This window comes from Leclercia sp. EC_58 (assembly GCF_019584355.1).
In the GTDB taxonomy this organism is placed as follows: Bacteria; Pseudomonadota; Gammaproteobacteria; order Enterobacterales; family Enterobacteriaceae; genus Enterobacter.
The window spans coordinates 1847628-1865313 of the sequence record NZ_VDAM01000001.1 but is presented as its reverse complement, the minus strand read 5'-3'; the positions used below and the strand labels follow the sequence as shown (position 1 = coordinate 1865313).

General features: G+C 53.9%; 18 protein-coding genes and 1 pseudogene. 8 read left to right on the top strand and 11 right to left on the bottom strand.

What is annotated here, in order from left to right; translation table 11 throughout:
* The first annotated feature begins 8 nt into the window (after window positions 1-8).
* Complete coding sequence (locus FHC51_RS09085) at window positions 9-959, top strand: family 43 glycosylhydrolase (RefSeq protein ID WP_220435371.1); 951 nt, start codon at window positions 9-11, stop codon at window positions 957-959.
* Window positions 960-999: 40 nt separating this feature from the next.
* On the opposite strand, the gene FHC51_RS09080 is transcribed toward FHC51_RS09085, so the two are convergent.
* The 5 genes and pseudogenes from FHC51_RS09080 to ampD form a co-directional block, all read right to left on the bottom strand.
* Window positions 1000-1587 carry a DUF4276 family protein gene (locus FHC51_RS09080; RefSeq protein WP_220435370.1) on the bottom strand — a complete coding sequence of 196 codons (588 nt, stop codon included), beginning with the start codon at window positions 1585-1587 and terminating at the stop codon, window positions 1000-1002.
* Window positions 1584-2660: an AAA family ATPase gene (locus FHC51_RS09075; protein ID WP_220436670.1), complete on the bottom strand. Its 1077-nt coding sequence runs from the start codon at window positions 2658-2660 to the stop codon at window positions 1584-1586. The genes FHC51_RS09080 and FHC51_RS09075 overlap by 4 nt, the downstream gene beginning before the upstream one ends.
* A gap of 41 nt (window positions 2661-2701) precedes the next feature.
* Window positions 2702-2794 (bottom strand): annotated as a pseudogene (locus FHC51_RS22900) (IS1 family transposase); the annotation flags it as partial.
* A gap of 231 nt (window positions 2795-3025) precedes the next feature.
* Window positions 3026-3880 (bottom strand): beta-lactamase regulator AmpE, encoded by an 855-nt coding sequence (ampE, locus tag FHC51_RS09065; protein ID WP_220435368.1) that lies wholly within the window; start codon window positions 3878-3880, stop codon window positions 3026-3028.
* Window positions 3877-4440 carry a 1,6-anhydro-N-acetylmuramyl-L-alanine amidase AmpD gene (gene ampD / locus FHC51_RS09060; protein ID WP_220435367.1) on the bottom strand — a complete coding sequence of 188 codons (564 nt, stop codon included), beginning with the start codon at window positions 4438-4440 and terminating at the stop codon, window positions 3877-3879. Before ampD ends, ampE begins: the two co-directional genes overlap by 4 nt.
* An 87-nt stretch (window positions 4441-4527) precedes the next feature.
* Here ampD and nadC point away from each other — a divergent pair, with 87 nt between their 5' ends.
* From nadC to hofC, 4 genes are all read left to right on the top strand, one after another.
* Window positions 4528-5421, top strand: a complete 894-nt coding sequence (gene nadC, locus FHC51_RS09055; protein ID WP_114315885.1) for a carboxylating nicotinate-nucleotide diphosphorylase — start codon at window positions 4528-4530, stop codon at window positions 5419-5421.
* Between the two features lie 183 nt (window positions 5422-5604).
* Entirely contained in the window at window positions 5605-6057 is a 453-nt protein-coding gene (ppdD, locus tag FHC51_RS09050; protein ID WP_114315886.1) for a prepilin peptidase-dependent pilin, read from the top strand.
* Window positions 6054-7439 carry a type II secretion system protein GspE gene (gene gspE, locus FHC51_RS09045; RefSeq protein ID WP_156237821.1) on the top strand — a complete coding sequence of 462 codons (1386 nt, stop codon included), beginning with the start codon at window positions 6054-6056 and terminating at the stop codon, window positions 7437-7439. Before ppdD ends, gspE begins: the two co-directional genes overlap by 4 nt.
* On the top strand, window positions 7429-8625 hold the full coding sequence (hofC, locus tag FHC51_RS09040; protein ID WP_220435366.1) for a protein transport protein HofC: 1197 nt from the start codon (window positions 7429-7431) through the stop codon (window positions 8623-8625). Before gspE ends, hofC begins: the two co-directional genes overlap by 11 nt.
* Window positions 8626-8656: 31 nt before the next feature.
* Here the strand turns inward: hofC and FHC51_RS09035 are convergent, their stop codons facing one another.
* Entirely contained in the window at window positions 8657-9700 is a 1044-nt protein-coding gene (locus FHC51_RS09035) for a GMP reductase (RefSeq protein ID WP_220435365.1), read from the bottom strand.
* 235 nt (window positions 9701-9935) lie between these two features.
* Between FHC51_RS09035 and coaE the strand changes: the two genes are divergently transcribed.
* Genes coaE through yacG form a run of 3 tightly spaced genes read left to right on the top strand, consistent with a single transcriptional unit; the run spans window position 9936 to window position 11494 of the window.
* Window positions 9936-10547 (top strand): dephospho-CoA kinase, encoded by a 612-nt coding sequence (coaE, locus tag FHC51_RS09030; RefSeq protein WP_114387945.1) that lies wholly within the window; start codon window positions 9936-9938, stop codon window positions 10545-10547.
* Complete coding sequence (zapD, locus tag FHC51_RS09025; RefSeq protein ID WP_156237819.1) at window positions 10547-11290, top strand: cell division protein ZapD; 744 nt, start codon at window positions 10547-10549, stop codon at window positions 11288-11290. The genes coaE and zapD overlap by 1 nt, the downstream gene beginning before the upstream one ends.
* A gap of 9 nt (window positions 11291-11299) precedes the next feature.
* Window positions 11300-11494, top strand: a complete 195-nt coding sequence (gene yacG, locus FHC51_RS09020; protein ID WP_103823255.1) for a DNA gyrase inhibitor YacG — start codon at window positions 11300-11302, stop codon at window positions 11492-11494.
* Between the two features lie 38 nt (window positions 11495-11532).
* Here the strand turns inward: yacG and mutT are convergent, their stop codons facing one another.
* The 5 genes from mutT to ftsZ all read right to left on the bottom strand — a co-directional run bounded on the left by mutT (window position 11533) and on the right by ftsZ (window position 17670).
* The gene (gene mutT / locus FHC51_RS09015) at window positions 11533-11922 is read right to left on the bottom strand and encodes an 8-oxo-dGTP diphosphatase MutT (RefSeq protein ID WP_103178278.1); all 390 of its coding nucleotides are present in this window, start codon (window positions 11920-11922) and stop codon (window positions 11533-11535) included.
* Window positions 11923-11979: 57 nt separating this feature from the next.
* Window positions 11980-14685, bottom strand: a complete 2706-nt coding sequence (secA, locus tag FHC51_RS09010; RefSeq protein ID WP_103823254.1) for a preprotein translocase subunit SecA — start codon at window positions 14683-14685, stop codon at window positions 11980-11982.
* A gap of 60 nt (window positions 14686-14745) precedes the next feature.
* Window positions 14746-15249, bottom strand: coding sequence for a secA translation cis-regulator SecM (secM, locus tag FHC51_RS09005; RefSeq protein ID WP_114315893.1), 504 nt, complete (start codon window positions 15247-15249; stop codon window positions 14746-14748).
* Between the two features lie 250 nt (window positions 15250-15499).
* The gene (lpxC, locus tag FHC51_RS09000; RefSeq protein WP_103178276.1) at window positions 15500-16417 is read right to left on the bottom strand and encodes a UDP-3-O-acyl-N-acetylglucosamine deacetylase; all 918 of its coding nucleotides are present in this window, start codon (window positions 16415-16417) and stop codon (window positions 15500-15502) included.
* Window positions 16418-16518: 101 nt separating this feature from the next.
* Window positions 16519-17670, bottom strand: a complete 1152-nt coding sequence (ftsZ, locus tag FHC51_RS08995) for a cell division protein FtsZ (protein WP_103178275.1) — start codon at window positions 17668-17670, stop codon at window positions 16519-16521.
* Between the last annotated feature and the right edge of the window lie 16 nt (window positions 17671-17686).

The window sequence follows — 17686 nt, the reverse complement described above, 5'->3', positions numbered from 1 at the left end:
AAAGCCGAATGCAAACCTGGCCAAACCCGTTTATTGAACAACGCGCTGACCCGTACATTCTTCATCATGAAGGACAGTACTACTTTATCGCCTCGGTTCCGGAGTATGACCGGCTGGCGATCCGCCGCGCCGACTCGCTGGAAGGCCTGCGCAGCGCGGAAGAGGTCGTGGTCTGGCGCAAACCCGACAGCGGCCCGATGGGCAATCTGATCTGGGCGCCGGAACTGCACGCTATCGACGGCAAATGGTACATCTACTTCGCAGCAGCCCACACTCAGGCGCTGGACGAGCTGGGCATGTTCCAGCACCGGATGTATGCCCTGGAGTGCACCGACAGCGACCCGCTCACCGGCAAGTGGGTAGAGAAGGGGCAGATCAAAACGCACTTTGATACCTTTGCGCTGGATGCCACCACCTTTGTCCATCAGGGTAAACGCTGGTATCTCTGGGCGCAAAAAGCCCCGGATATCACCGGTAACTCGAACCTTTATCTGTGCGAAATGGAAAACCCATGGACGCTCAAAGGCGATCCGGTGATGCTCAGCAAACCGGAATATGACTGGGAGTGCCGCGGTTTCTGGGTCAACGAAGGTCCGGCGGTGCTGTTCCACGGCGATCGGCTGTTTATCAGCTACTCCGCCAGCGCCACCGATGAAAACTACTGCATGGGACTGCTGTGGATCGACCTCAATGCTGACCCACGTAACCCGGCGAACTGGCATAAATCCCCGCAGCCGGTGTTCACCACCAGCTACGAGAACCGCCAGTATGGACCGGGTCACAACAGCTTTACCCAAACGCCGGAGGGGGAAGACGTGCTGGTTTACCATGCGCGCAACTACACCGAAATCGAAGGCGATCCGCTGTACGATCCAAACCGCCACACCCGCCTGAAAACCGTACGCTGGAACGAAAACGGGATGCCCGATTTCGGCATCCCGTCAGCTGATAACATATAATATAACGGTATGCCCGAGTGATTCGTTTCCATATCGGGCATTAAAATTCGTTAATTCTTATAAATGCTTTTTTCAAACTTTTAGAACGTTCTTGAGCCCTTATTGAACTCCATGAGGTTTTAATAAAATCGACTAAAACTGTATTATAGCCGACTCCCTGAATAGCCAATGCTCCTTTTTTGGCGATCATGGCGTCTTTGATTTCTCGTCGGGAGCCCCCTATTAATTTTAGAAGAGCTGCTTTTGGATTAGGTAAAGAATCAGGATCTGAAGGTAATTTTGCTTGACTAATTCCAAAATAGGCAGAAAAAGCTTTGTGATCAGCCAAAACCCATGATTCTATTTCTCTAACTACGACGCGAAATAAAAGACCTTGCGGTTTTTCCATGCCATTCATCCAATGGCTAATTAATTTTACTGGACACTCTGCATTGTCTAAGTCTGTAAATAATATTACAGACTGGCTTTTAGAAAGACTGCATAAACTTGGTAATTTACTTTTTAAATAGCCAAATCCTCCTTTTCTTAGTCTAAGAGTAACATTTAGAGTAGTATTAGCTTCTTTGATTAACTTCTCGCCTAAAAATTCACTTAACTCATCTTCCGTAGCTAATACAATATTTCTCATTCCCACAACCCCAACTGTTCAGCTTTTTCAGGTCGGGTTTTAGGCAACACAACTTCAGCAATTGATAGTCCACATTCAATTGCATTTTTCTCTTCGGTATTAATTTGTCTTACTTTTGTCCCCTCAACGCCAGGTTCAAGGACCAAAATACCTCGAGCATCAATACCTAAATTACTTAATAAAACCTCACTATGCGTACTAATAATCAATTGACGCCTTCTTTTTTTATCCTTTTGAATTTTCTGCAAAATTACTGGTATTTCCTTTACTATAGCGTCGTTAAGAGATAGTTCAGGCTCCTCTAAGAGTAATAAAGAGTTACCGTCAAGCAATGACCAAAAAAGCCCTAATAATCTCAACGTTCCATCAGAAAAATGCTCTTCTCTTTGCCATCCAGCATTTGGTCGATGATGAGTATAAAGCGCTTCTAAATGAGGCCTTCCAGTAATGTCATCTTTAACGAATCGTAACTGTTTAAACTGAGGAACGGCTAATGTTAGCGCCATTTCAATTTTTCTTAGTCTGGAATCACGAACTCTGGTCGGTGTTTTTGCCAGGCGTTCCAAAAAGCCTTGTCCAAAAGGATCATCCTCTAATAGTCGACCACCGATGATATCACCGTACTTTAACAGTTGAGGTACAAGATGAAGATACGTTGTCTCGCTAAAAAATTCAAATATCTCTCTAAATTCAGCATTTACTTGAATTTGCTCTAAAAGAGTTTGTGTAAGTCTAATTGTATCTTTTTCGTCATCCTGAGTAGGACGCTGCTTGATTATATTTCCTCGCAGCCAAATTTCTTCAGATTTTATTAATGTTCTTTGCGCACCTTTACCCTCTGGCATGAAAGATAAAATATATTTCCATTTTGGCTCCAGATCATCTGAATTATCTGACAGATGTACTTCAATTCTGACTTCAGGAGGTCTACGCGCATGCAAGCAACGTAACTTTGGAATCCCACCTCGATCAGCAATAGCTTTTTGTAATCCTCCCCCCTGAGGTTTGCAGACATCACGCAGGAAGCGAAAAACGTCAAAAAGATTCGATTTGCCGGAAGCATTCGGACCAATGAGATATGTACACTCATGGAAGGGCGGGTAATGACTCCAACTTACTGATAGTGTTTTATGTTCAGATAATGCCCGATGACCTTGTCATGCAGCTCCACCGATTTTGAGAACGACAGTGACTTCCGTCCCAGCCTTGTACGCACCACGCCTTCAGTAGCGGAGCAGGAAGGACATCTGATGGAAATGGAAGCCACGCAAGCACCTTAAAATCACCATCATACACTAAATCAGTAAGTTGGCAGCATTACCGGAAGGGCGCATCAAAATCTCGAAAATTTCTCCAATTCTTTAACTTGAGCCGAGTAATGTACATTGTCACAATCCCTTTCGATACAATTTGAATTATTCTATTACAGCATATCAACTCATACCAGCGTGCCGTAAATGGTCAGCAGCGCCACAATCACCACCACCACAAAAGAGGTTTTCTTAGCCATCGAAACGGCCGCTTTCGGCGTTGCGATCTTATCCGTGTGCGGCTCGCGCGCCAGGGAGAACTGGGCCAGACGTGTTAACACCAGATATTGCGAGGTGTGGCGATCGCCCAGCGAGGCGAACCATGCCGGCAGGGCTTTCTCGCCGTGGCCGATCAGGGCATACACCACGCCGAACAGCCGCACCGGTAGCCAGTCCACAACGTGCAGGATCGCATCGATGCCGGACTGCAACCGCTCGTGCGGGGTCAGATAACGTGCCAGCCAGCTCTGCCAGGCGCGTAAAAACGCATAGCCCATCAGCAGAACCGGACCCCACGCGCCGCCCACCACAAACCAGAACAATGGCGCCAGATAGAAGCGGAAGTTAATCCACAGCAGCGCATTCTGCAGTTCGCGTAAAAACTCGCGCTCATCGCACTCCGGCGGTACGCCGTGGATTAAGGTCAGCTCGCTGGCCATCGCCCCACGGGCATGGGCGTCTCCGTTAGTGGCCGCCTTCAGATAGGCATGGTAGTGCAAACGCACCTTGCCCGCGCCAATACAGAGCACACCGAGCAGGATCCACACCACCAGCAGCGGCACGTTGAAGAAGAGACCATACAGCGACCGCAGCAGCAGGAATACCACCACCATCACGCCCGCCGTCATCAGCAGTGTGCGAAGCATGGAAAAGTGGCGGATGCGACGAAACAGCACTTCCATCCGATGGTCCAGATGCCAGTGCTCGCCCAGCTTAAACAAACGCTCGGCAATCAACACCAGCAGCATGGTAAATAACGTCATGTCATCTCCTTTTCTGACAGGGCGGTAAGCAGGGTTTTGAATCGTTCCCAGTCAAACGCCGGGCCGGGATCGGTCTTGCGCTGCGGCGCAATATCGCTGTGTCCGGTCACGTTGTGGGCGATATCTGGGTAGAGTGAAATCAGCGTGCGCGTTACCGCAGCCAGTTGCTTATATTGGACATCGGTGTAGGGCAGCGTATCTGTCCCTTCGAGCTCAATACCGATGGAAAAATCGTTGCAGCGTTCACGCCCCTGATACTGAGAAACGCCCGCATGCCAGGCGCGTTTATCGAAAGGAACATACTGGACGATCTCGCCGTCACGACGAATCAGACAATGGGCAGAAACGCGCAGGTGGGCAATTTCTGCGAAAAAGGGGTGAGCATCGGGATCGATTGTCCCGGTGAATAACGCGTCAATCCACGGGCCGCCGAACTCGCCGGGCGGCAGGCTGATGTTATGCACAACCAGCAGCGACGGAATTTCATCCTCCGGGCGGCAATCGTGGTGTGGCGAAGGAACACGCCGAGCCTCCACCAGCCAGCCATGTTCTGAGTGCATGTAGGATCTCCTTATATATGGTGCTGATTCCCGGTTCAGAGTAGCATGTTTCAATCTTATGATTCGTTACCAATTTGGAGTTTTAACATGCCGCCACGCCGCTACAACCCCGACCACAGACGTAACGTACTGCTGGAACGTATAAATATGGATATTCCAGCAAGCGTCGCCAATGCGCTGCGCGAAGATCTGGGTGGAGACGTTAACGCAGACAACGACATTACCGCCCAGCTGCTGGCGGAAGATGCCCGTTCCCATGCGGTTGTCATCACCCGTGAAGATGGTGTTTTCTGTGGTAAACGTTGGGTGGAAGAGGTCTTTACGCAACTGGCCGGGGACGGCGTTCAGGTGACGTGGCATGTCGAAGATGGCGACAGCATTGTGGCTAACCAGCCGCTCTTTGAACTTGAAGGGCCGTCGCGCGTTCTGCTCACCGGTGAACGCACCGCGCTGAACTTTGTCCAGACGCTCTCGGGCGTGGCAAGCGAAGTGCGCAGCTACGTCAACCTGCTGGAAGGCACAAACACCCAACTGCTGGATACGCGCAAAACCCTGCCCGGCCTGCGTACCGCGCTGAAATATGCCGTGCTGTGCGGCGGCGGCGCCAACCATCGCCTGGGGTTGTCCGATGCCTTCCTGATCAAAGAGAACCACATTATCGCCTCCGGCTCCGTTCGCCAGGCGGTGGAAAAAGCCTTCTGGCTGCATCCGGATGTGCCGGTCGAAGTTGAAGTAGAAAGCCTGCAGGAGTTGGAAGACGCGCTGAAAGCGGGTGCCGACATCATCATGCTGGATAACTTCGAAACTGAGCAGATGCGTGAAGCCGTAAAGCGTACTAACGGTCAGGCCCGTCTCGAGGTCTCCGGCAACGTGACGCGTGAAACCTTACGTGAATTTGCCGAAACCGGCGTCGACTTCATCTCCGTTGGCGCGCTGACTAAACACATTCGCGCCCTCGATCTGTCGATGCGCTTTCGCTAGCTGACTTCAGCCCGGTCTGCCAGGGCCGGGCTCGCCCGATTTACGACCCCTCTCGCAAACCCGCTGCACCACGCTGTAACGTCAACACTCCTCGCTGAATCCTGCTTCCCGAAATGATTTTTGCCACTCGCTCCTGTTTTGCCGTACTGACACAGTAGTGCCAGTTCACACAAGGAGAGACTCATGGAAAGACAAAAAGGATTTACCCTCATCGAGCTAATGGTCGTCATCGGCATCGTCGCCATACTCAGCGCTATCGGCATTCCGGCCTATCAGAACTACCTGCGAAAAGCCGCTCTCACCGATATGCTGCAAACCTTCCTGCCCTACCGTACCGCCGTTGAACTTTGCGCGCTCGATCATGGCGGGACAGAAAGCTGCGACGCGGGCGTCAACGGCGTTCCCTCCCCTGCCACCTCCCGCTATGTCTCAGCCATGAGCATTGCCAAGGGTACCGTTACCCTGACGGGTCAGGAGAGCCTGAACGGTCTGGAGGTCGTGATGACGCCGCAATGGAATAATGGCAACGGCATCACCGGCTGGACGCGCGTTTGCACCATTGCCAACGACAGCGCGCTGAAACAGGCCTGTGAAGAGGTGTTCCGCTTTACGGCTGGCGAGGAGAACGTGCAATGAATTCTGACCAGCTCACCGCGCTGTGTCAGCGTCACAACGCTTTGTTGCTGACCAGCGCCCCGGACAGAGTCACGATTGCAGTGGTCGGTAACCCGCCTGCTGAGCTGCTGGAGGCGTTACGTTTCGCGACGCAGAAAAGGATAGATATCGAATGCTGGACCAGCGAGAGAATGGAAAAGCACCGGCAAACCGCGTCAGACTCGCATCTGCCTGTGGCCGCCATCTCCACCCGCTCCGCCATTGAAATCCTCAACCGCACCCTGATGCAGGCGATGAGCCAGCGGGCATCGGATATTCACATCGAGCCCGCCGACGAGAGCTGGCAGATCCGGTTACGCATCGACGGCGTGTTGTATCCGCAACAGCCTCTTTCGTCCGAGCTGGGCACTACGCTTATCGCCAGGCTGAAGGTGCTGGGCAATCTGGATATCGCCGAGCGGCGCTTACCCCAGGATGGACAATTTACGGTTGAGCTATCCGGCGCCCCCGTCTCGTTTCGTATTGCCACCCTCCCCTGTCGCAACGGGGAAAAAATTGTGCTGCGGCTTTTGCAGCAGGAGCAGCAGGCGCTCCTGCTGGATCAGCTGGGCATGAGCACCATCCAGCAGCGATTATTCGCCGAAGCGCTGCATAAATCCCAGGGGCTGATTCTGGTGACCGGCCCCACCGGCAGTGGTAAAACCGTTACCCTTTACAGCGCCTTACAGGCCCGGAACACGCCCGCTGTGAACATCTGCAGCGTAGAAGATCCTGTTGAAATCCCGCTCGAGGGGCTAAACCAGACCCCCATAAACCCCCGGGCGGGGTTAACCTTCCAGAGCGTATTGCGCGCATTTTTACGCCAGGATCCAGACATCATCATGGTGGGCGAAATACGCGATGGCGAAACGGCCGAGATCGCCATCAATGCCGCCCAGACCGGCCATCTGGTGCTGTCGACGCTGCATACCAACTCTACCGCCGAAACGCTGGTTCGCCTGCAGCAAATGGGGGTGGCGCGCTGGATGATCTCTTCGGCATTGTCTCTGGTGATCGCCCAGCGGCTGGTACGTCGGCTGTGCCCGCACTGTCGTCAGGAGGCCCGCCGGGATACCCCTCTGCCCCAGGCGTTGTGGCCTCGCCCGTTGCCACACTGGCAGCCGGTGGGTTGCGACCGCTGCTACCACGGTTTTTATGGCCGGGTGGCAATCTTCGAGGTGATGGTGATCACCCGCGAGCTGCGCACCGCCATTGCCAACGGAGCGCCGGTGGAAGAGATCGAAAAGCTGGCCCGCCAGACGGGTATGACCACGCTGTTTGAGCATGGCTGCATGGCGGTAGAACAGGGGCACACCACCCTCGAAGAGCTGGTGCAGATGCTGGGTGCGCCGGATGGCAGGTAATCAGCTCTGGCGCTGGCGGGCACTCAGCCCGCAGGGGGAGCGGCAGGCGGGCGCGCTTTGGGCACCCGACAAACAAACGGCATGGGCTATCCTACATGGCAAAGCGCTCGTTCCCCTGGAACTCAGGCGATGCGCGCAACAGACACGGTGGCAGGCGCAGCATCGCTACGACATTATCCACCAGCTGGCGACACTGCTGCAGGCGGGGTTAACCCTGTCGGCAGGGCTGGCGCTTCTGGCGCAGCAGCACCCGGCCAGGCAATGGCAGGCGTTGTTGCAAAGCGTCGCCGACGACCTCAGTGCCGGGTGCGCCTTCTCTGACGCCCTGAAAAAATGGCCGCATGTTTTTCCGCCGCTTTATGTTTCGATGATCAAAACCGGGGAGCTGACCGGCAAGCTGGATGAATGTTGTCGCCAGCTCGCGCAGCAGCAAAAAACCCAGCAGCAACTCAGCGCAAAGGTAAAAAAAGCGCTGCGTTATCCGGTGATCATTCTCGGCCTGGCTTTCGCCGTAGTGCTGGCGATGGTCACGCTGGTGCTGCCGGAGTTTGCCGCTATCTATAAAACCTTTAACACCCCATTACCTGCCCTGACCCGGGCAGTGATGGGGCTGGCAAACGTGCTTCAGGAACGGGGGGTGGCGCTACTGTTCATTCTTATAGCGATAACATCCGGTCTGCTGTTTCTTCGCCGCAAACGACGGTGGCGATACGCTACCCAGCGTCTGCTGCTGAACAGCCCGGTGATTGGCCCGCTGGTACGGGGGCAAAAGCTCAGCCAGATATTTACCGTTCTCTCGCTCACGCAGCAGGCGGGCATCGCCTTTATACAAGGGCTGGAAAGTACGGAGGAGACGCTGGAGTGCCCCTTCTGGCAGGAGAAATTACAGACGATACGGCATCGCATCATGCAAGGGATGCCCATCTGGTCAGCCCTGAATGAGGCAGAAATTTTTACGCCACTCTGCATTCAGCTGGTACGCACAGGCGAAGCATCGGGCGCGCTGGACACCATGCTGAGCAATCTGGCGCAGCATCATAATGAGCAGACCTTTCAGCAGGCGGACAATTTAGCCTCACTGCTGGAGCCAGTACTGTTGATTGTGACGGGGTTGATTATCGGCACGCTGGTGGTCGCGATGTATCTGCCGATTTTCCATCTGGGAGATGCGATGAGTGCGGGATAACGCTGGCGCGAAAACGCGCCAGCGAGAAGCATTACAGGCTGTTGAAAACGCGGTTTTCCTGCTCCTGAACGCGGATAAAGGTCGTGCGCTTGGTCAGCTCTTTCAGGCGGGATGCCCCCACGTAGGTACATGCTGAACGCAGGCCACCCAGGATATCACGCGCGGTATTCTCAACCGGGCCGCGCAGAGGCAGCTTAACGGTTTTACCTTCCGCGGCACGATACTGCGCAACACCACCTACGTGGCGGTTCATGGCCGATTCTGAGCTCATGCCGTAGAACAGCATGAACTTTTCACCGTTTTCTTCAACAACGCTACCGCCGCTCTCGTCGTGGCCCGCCAGCATACCGCCCAGCATCACGAAGTCTGCGCCGCCGCCGAATGCTTTTGCCACGTCGCCCGGCATGGTGCATCCACCGTCACTGATGATTTGGCCACCCAGACCGTGGGCTGCGTCAGCACACTCGATGACTGCTGACAGCTGCGGATAGCCAACGCCGGTTTTCACACGGGTTGTGCAGACAGAACCCGGGCCAATGCCCACTTTCACGATATCTGCCCCGGAGAGGATCAGCTCTTCACACATTTCACCGGTAACCACGTTACCCGCGATAATGGTTTTGGTCGGCCAGGCCTGACGCGCCTTGCTGACGAACTGAACGAAGTGCTCAGAATAGCCATTCGCAACATCAATACAGACGAAGTTGAGGTTTGGGTTAGCAATCAGGATCTGTTTCGTTTTTTCGAAATCGGCATCAGAGGTGCCGGTAGAGACCATCACGTGCTTCAGCACGTTTTCAGATACGGAGCCTGCAAACGCATTCCACTCTTCCACGCTGTAGTGCTTGTGTACAGCGGTCAGAATGTCGAAGGAAGCCAGCGCTTTTGCCATCGCAAACGTTCCAACGGTATCCATGTTAGCGGCGATAACGGGTACGCCAGACCAGGTCTGACCGGAATGCTTAAAGGTGAATTGACGTTCAAGTTCAACGTCGGAGCGACTTTTCAGAGTAGAACGTTTAGGGCGGATAAGAACGTCTTTGAAACCTAACTTCAAATCTTCTTCGATACGCATTTGCGGATTCCTGGGGTACTGGGGTAAATGTCGAAAAACGTAACACACAACTCCAGTGACGCTATCATACGCACTAATACCTGTTGCGCAAGACTGCGAAAATCACTTTTTTTACGCTACAATCCTATAAATTTACCTGGTAAAAAGTACGTAAGCAGAGCTTAATCTTTGCTGACAAAAGATTAAATCTTAAGCAATTGATATCAATAATGAATATTTCCCAGGATTTTATTTAATGGGGTACATCGTTGCATTAACGGGAGGCATTGGCAGTGGCAAAAGCACTGTGGCTGAAGCCTTCTCTCGTCTGGGTATCACGATAATTGATGCCGACATTCTTGCCCGCCAGGTGGTAGAGCCAGGTACACCCGCACTACGCGCTATTGCAGACCATTTCGGCAGCGACATTATTGAGCCTGATGGCACCCTTAATCGTCGAATGCTGCGCGAACGCATTTTCACGCATCCTGAAGAGAAAGCCTGGCTTAACGCCCTGCTTCACCCGCTTATCCAGCAGGAGACGCAGAAACAGATAGCACGCGCCACTTCCCCTTATGTGCTCTGGGTTGTCCCGCTTCTTGTGGAAAATAATCTCCATGATAAAGCGGATCGGGTACTGGTTGTTGACGTCTCTCCGGCAACACAAATTCAGCGCACCATCGCCCGTGATAACGTCGGGCGTGAACATGCGGAACAAATTCTTGCCGCGCAGGCCACGCGTGAAGCGCGTCTGGCCGTCGCGGATGATGTGATTGATAATAACGGCTCACCGGATGCCATTGCATCGGATGTGGCTCGCCTGCATCAGCAATATCTGGCGCAGGCCGTTTTACAGGAAAAAGCCTAATGCACACCCATGTTCTTTTCGAGCATCCCCTCAACGAAAAAATGCGCACCTGGCTGCGTATCGAATTTTTGATCCAGCAGCTTTCTGGTCTGCTTCCGATTCATGACCACACCTCGGCGCTGCACTTTTTCCGCAACGTGAGCGACCTGCTGGACGTGTTAGAGCGTGGCGAAGTTCGCACAGAATTGCTGAAAGAGCTGGAACGTCAGCAGCGTAAACTGCAGGCCTGGGCGGAAGTGCCGGGGGTGGATAACAGCCGTATCGACAGCCTGCGCCAGCAGCTGAAAAACAGCAGCGGCATATTAATGGCGGCGCCGCGTATCGGCCAGTTTTTGCGTGAAGACCGCCTGGTCGCCCTGGTGCGTCAGCGCCTGAGCATTCCCGGTGGCTGCTGCAGTTTCGATTTACCGACCTTGCACATCTGGCTGCATATGCCCCAGGAGCAGCGCGACATCCAGGTGCAAAGCTGGCTGAACAGCCTTGAGCCGTTAAACCAGGCGCTGTCGCTGATCCTGGATTTGATCCGCAACTCCGCGCCATTCCGCAAGCAAACCAGCCTGAATGGTTTTTATCAGGATAACGGGGAAGATGCGGATCTCCTGCGCCTGCAGCTCTCCCTTGCCGATCAGCTTTACCCGCAAATTTCAGGCCATAAGAGCCGCTTTGCGATCCGTTTCATGCCGCTCGACAGTGAACATGGTCTGGTGCCGGAACGCCTCGACTTTGAACTGGCGTGCTGCTAAGGAGTTAAGATGTCTGATGTCACCACCGTGAACTGCCCCACCTGTGGCAAGCCCGTTGTCTGGGGCGAACAGAGCCCGTTCCGCCCTTTTTGCAGCAAGCGCTGTCAGCTAATCGATCTGGGCGAGTGGGCTGCGGAAGAGAAACGCATTCCCAGCTCAGGCGATATGTCTGACAGCGATGACTGGAGCGAAGAGCAGCAGTAACATCACCATGGCCTGCCGGCACCCCGCTCGCAGGCCAGTCAGTCCGCCACTAAACGCGCGATGACAGGCGCATTTGCCGGTGGGAATTTATCGGCATCCAGCGCGTTCAGCGTCACCCAGTTTCCAGGCTGTCCCTCTTTGCCCCAGGGTTCCCCCTCCCAGTTTTCCACCAGCCAGAACCACAGCGTGATATGGCGATCGGGAAAGGTATATTCCAGTTTGTCGAACAGGGTCGCACCGCGCGGCGTGATGCCCACCTCTTCCTGAAGCTCGCGGATAAGCGCCTGTTCCGGGGTCTCGCCGGACTCAATCTTACCGCCAGGAAACTCCCATTTATTCGCCATGTGCGCATCGGCCGCACGCTGGGTAATAAAGATTTGGTTATCGGAATTACGAATGATCCCGACAGCGATTTGCAGTATTTTCATTGTCTTACATCCATAAAAAAGGCGCAGATATCTGCGCCTTTTAAGTGTGATACAGGCTTAGCTCAGACGGCCATGGCACTGTTTGTATTTTTTACCGGAACCGCACGGGCACGGATCGTTACGACCGACCTTACGCTCACCGGACTGCGCGGCAATCGCGGCAGCGGCGGCTTCTTCGTCGTCCTGATGGCTGAGCTGCTGCATCTGAGCCAGACGCTCCGCTTCTTCACGACGCTGCTGTTCCATCTCTTCCACTTCTTCCGGCATGCGCACCTGGACCTTGCTCAGGGTGCTGATCACTTCGTACTTCAGTGATTCAAGCATAGAGGCAAACATCGCAAAGGATTCGCGCTTGTACTCCTGCTTCGGATCTTTTTGCGCATAGCCACGCAGGTGAATACCCTGACGCAGATAGTCCATCGCTGCCAGATGCTCTTTCCACAGGGAGTCCAGGGTTTGCAGCATCACGCCTTTTTCGAAATGACGCATCATCTCGGCGCCAACCACTTCTTCTTTACGCTTATAGACTTCCAGGGCGTTAGCGAAAATACGCTCGCGCAGGGTCTCTTCATGCAGCTCCGGCTCTTTATCCAGCCACTCCTGAATCGGCAGATCCAGGTCGAAGTCGTTTTTCAGACGCGCCTGCAGACCTTCAACATCCCACATCTCTTCCAGAGATTGCGGTGGAATATGGTTATCGATAGTCGCTTTGAAGACATCTTCGCGAATGCTGTTGATGGTTTCGCTCACGTCGGAAACGTCCAGCAGTTCGTTACGCTGGGTGTAGATAGCGCGACGCTGGTCGTTCGCCACATCATCGTACTCAAGCAGCTGCTTACGAATATCGAAGTTACGGCTTTCCACTTTACGCTGGGCGTTGGCGATGGCTTTGGTCACCCACGGGTGTTCAATCGCTTCGCCCGGCTTCATACCCAGTTTACGCATCATGCCCGACACACGGTCAGAGGCGAAAATACGCATCAACGCATCTTCCATCGACAGGTAGAAGCGGGATGAACCAGCATCACCCTGACGACCCGCACGGCCACGCAGCTGGTTGTCAATACGACGAGATTCGTGACGTTCCGTACCGATGATGTGCAGACCGCCCGCAGCCAGAACCGCATCGTGACGAACCTGCCAGTCGGCTTTGATCTGCGCAATCTGTTCCGGGGTTGGGTTTTCCAGCGCAGCTACTTCAGCCTGCCAGCTACCGCCCAGCATAATGTCGGTACCACGACCCGCCATGTTGGTGGCGATGGTCACAGCTGCCGGATAGCCCGCCTGGGCAACGATATCGGCCTCTTTAGCGTGGAACTTGGCGTTCAGCACGTTGTGTTTGATACCGGCTTTGGTCAGCTCATTGGAGACCACTTCCGATTTTTCAATGGAGATAGTCCCCACCAGCACCGGCTGGCCTGCAGCGGTACGATCGCGGATATCTTCAATGATGGCCTGAATTTTTTCCGCTTCGGTCATGTAGACCAGGTCCGGCATATCCTTACGGATCATTGGACGGTTGGTTGGAACGACTACGGTATCCAGCTTATAGATGGAGCTGAATTCGAAGGCTTCGGTATCCGCCGTACCGGTCATCCCTGCCAGCTTCTCGTACAGACGGAAGTAGTTCTGGAAGGTAATGGATGCCAGGGTCTGGTTTTCGTTCTGGATATCGACACCTTCTTTGGCTTCAACCGCCTGATGCAGACCGTCGGACCAGCGGCGACCCTGCATGGTACGACCGGTGTGTTCATCGACGATAATGACTTCGCCATCTTTAACGATGTAGTCAACGTCACGGGTAAAGAGCACGTGCGCACGCAGCGCCGCGGTCACGTGGTGCATCAGCATGATATTGCCTGGGGAGTAGAGTGACTCGCCCTCTTCCATAATGCCCTGGGCAACCAGCAACTCTTCGATCTGCACCAGACCGCGCTCGGTCAGGTTCACCTGACGGGCTTTTTCGTCAACGGAGAAGTGACCTTCACCCTGGAAGGTGTCGGAGTCCTCTTTCTCCTGACGGATCAGGTGCGGAATGATTTTATCGACTTTACGATACATCTCGGAGCTGTCTTCAGCCGGGCCAGAGATGATCAGCGGCGTACGCGCTTCGTCGATCAGAATGGAGTCCACCTCATCCACCAGCGCATAGTGCAGCTTACGCTGGACGCGCTCTTCCGGGCTGAAGGCCATGTTGTCACGCAGGTAGTCAAAGCCGTATTCGTTGTTGGTACCGTAGGTGATGTCGGCGTTATAGGCTTCGCGTTTCGCAGGCGCTGGCAAACCAGACATGTTGATCCCGACGGTCATACCGAGGAATTCGAACAGTGGACGGTTGTTTTCGGCGTCACGCTGCGCCAGATAGTCGTTGACGGTCACTACGTGCACGCCTTTACCCGACAGGGCGTTGACGTAGGCAGGCAGTGTCGCGGTCAGGGTTTTACCTTCACCGGTACGCATCTCGGCGATGCAGCGGTCGTTCAGCACCATCCCGCCCAGCAGCTGCACGTCGAAATGACGCATGCCAAACACGCGCTTACTCGCTTCACGCACAACGGCGAACGCTTCCGGGATCAGGCTTTCAACGGTTTCACCTTTTGCAAGGCGGGCACGGAATTCAGCGGTTTTGGCTTTCAACTCTTCATCAGAGAGTTTTTCCATCGCTGGCTCAAGGCCATTGATAACACCGACGGCTTTGCGCATGCGGCGCAGGGTACGATCGTTACGACTACCGAAAACTTTAGTTAGTAATTTGATTAACATAATAAATTCTCAAACACCCCATGATGGGCAGTTAAATTAAGATAGTGAACAAGGGTTAATTTAGCTGAGGCGTTGAGGTCCGGCGCGGATGCCCTGCACCTGGCTAATCCAGGCGGAGACGGAGAAAGCGGTCTGTGGATAAAATGCGGCAAGCGCGACCTGACGGACAATAACCGGCGGCTTGCTTTGCTGCGTAAGCAGCGTTGTGAGTGTATCGAGCAGCGCCAGATGATGCGCCTGTACCGGGAGAGGCTCATCAACTACGGGTAACGCCTGTGGCGCCATGGCAAAGGAGAGATGCCGGATGACGGTACGAATCGCATGCTGATGCCAGTAATCTACCGTGAAGTTGGGTCGGCGGTTCGCTTCCAGCAGGGCGAGATTCGTGAAATTGACCCGCGTGCTCAGATCGTGGCGGGTGGTAGTGGTCTTTGCCGGATTTGCGGTTTCGGTGTTACTACTGAGCGCGGGCAGGCCAAGACTCGCCGCGACCATCCCCAGAAGGAGATGCGGCCAGAAGTAACGTCTGCCAAATTGTCGCCAGCGCGTCAGAATTCCGCTCAATTGCCCCACCACAAGTAAATGAACCTTCGGCTCACCGTATGATTTTTATATTTTCGCGCAAAGATAGTAACACTAAAGCCGGGTTGCAGCAGCAGTATTGCGCCACAGAGGAGGTTAAAAATGGTGATGAAATCAGCAAACGCGCCATTGACTACAGCGATACGGGGAAGATAAAAACAAAAACGACTGGTCTCCCTGGCCGGAGAGAGTGCCAGGTCAACCAGTCGAATTTACATAACGGAATTTACCGTTACGCCAGAACCGTGCTCGGTGCTTTGAATGCCAGTGGCAGTTCAGCTTCGTCTTCGAAGGTCACATATTCCCAGGCTTCCTGTTTTGCCAGAACAGCCTGCAACAATTTGTTGTTCAGCGCGTGACCGGATTTATACGCGGTAAACGCACCAATGATGTTGTGACCACACATGAACAGGTCGCCGATTGCATCCAGCATTTTGTGACGAACGAATTCGTCTTCAAAACGCAGGCCGTCTTCGTTCAGTACGCGATAATCGTCAACAACGATGGCACAATCGAAGCTGCCGCCCAGGCACAGGCCGCGGGACTGCAGATATTCGATATCACGCATGAAACCAAACGTACGCGCTCGACTGATCTGACGCATAAACGCATCAGCAGAGAAGTTCATCGCATAGCGCTGGGTGCTGGAATCAATCGCCGGATGGTTGAAGTCGATGGTGAAATCCAACGAAAAACCATTAAACGGCTTGAATTCAGCCCATTTGTCGCCATCCTGGACACGAACGGTCTCTTTGATACGTACGAATTTCTTCGCACTGTTCAATTCTTCGATACCGGCGTCCAACAACAGGTAGACGAACGGTGCAGCACTACCATCCATAATCGGGATTTCCGGCGCATCGACTTCAACAATAATGTTGTCGATACCCAGACCCGCCAGGGCGGCATTCAGGTGCTCTACGGTAGAGATCCGCACGTCATGCTCATTTACCAGGCAAGTACAGAGCATGGTATCACGCACAGATTTGGCATCAGCCGGGAAATCTACCGGTGGATTCAAGTCGGTGCGACGATAGATGACCCCGGTATTGGCCGGCGCAGGGCGCAACGTCAGGGTGACTTTCTTGCCGGTATGTAAACCGACACCTGTCGCCTGAACGATACGTTTTAATGTCCTTTGTTTGATCATCGTATAATCTCGCCAAGTTACTTATCCAACCGAGAGTGTACATCACTATCGGGCGGCCAGTTTAGCACAAAGAGCGTAAATTCCCTAATTCCAGCTAATTCTTAATCAGCTTGTTTACGCAGGAATGCTGGAATGTCCAGATAATCCGGCTCTTTCTGCGTTTGTGGCGTATTGTCATTCACCACCTTAGCGGCAGGTTTCTGCTCCTGGGTCAATGGCGCCATGCCGTGCGGCTGGTAGCGATCCATCACCGGCTGCTGTGCAGTTTTGTTGGTCACCAGGGTGATCTCAGGACGTTTGTCCATGCCGATACCGGTCGCAACAACCGTTACGCGCAGTTCATCGTTCATTTCCGGATCAAGGGAAGTACCGATTACCACAGTTGCGTTGTCAGACGCGAACGCACGGATGGTGTTACCCACGGTTTCGAACTCATCCAGACGCAGGTCGAAGCCCGCAGTGATGTTAACCAGCACGCCGCGCGCGCCAGAGAGATCGATATCTTCCAGCAGCGGAGAAGAGATCGCCATTTCAGCGGCTTCTTCTGCACGGTCTTCACCTTTCGCCACGCCGGAGCCCATCATCGCGTAGCCCATTTCGGACATCACGGTGCGCACGTCAGCAAAGTCGACGTTCATCAGGCCTGGACGGGTGATCAGCTCGGCAATACCCTGGACTGCGCCTTTCAGGACATCGTTCGCCGCGCCAAAAGCGTCCAGCAGAGAGATGCCACGACCCAGCACTTTCAGCAGTTTGTCGTTTGGAATAGTGATCAGCGAGTCCACATGCTTGGACAGCTCGGTGATACCCTGCTCTGCAAACGCCATACGCTTCTTGCCTTCAAAGTTGAAAGGCTTGGTCACAACAGCAACAGTCAGGATACCTAAATCTTTAGCCACTTCCGCAACAACTGGCGCAGCACCGGTTCCGGTACCACCGCCCATGCCTGCGGCAATAAACACCATGTCTGCACCATCCAGTGCTGCACGCAGTGCTTCACGATCTTCTTCTGCAGCGTTACGGCCGACTTCCGGGTTTGCCCCAGCGCCCAGCCCTTTGGTGATGCCGCCGCCGATCTGAATTGTCTGGCCAACAGCCGTCTTACGCAGTGCCTGCGCATCGGTGTTCACCGCGAAGAATTCAACACCTTCGATGCGCTCGCGCACCATGTGCTCTACAGCATTACCGCCGCCGCCACCGACGCCGATGACTTTAATCACCGCGTCGTTGGTCAGTTCCATAGGTTCAAACATAGTTTCTCTCCGTTTT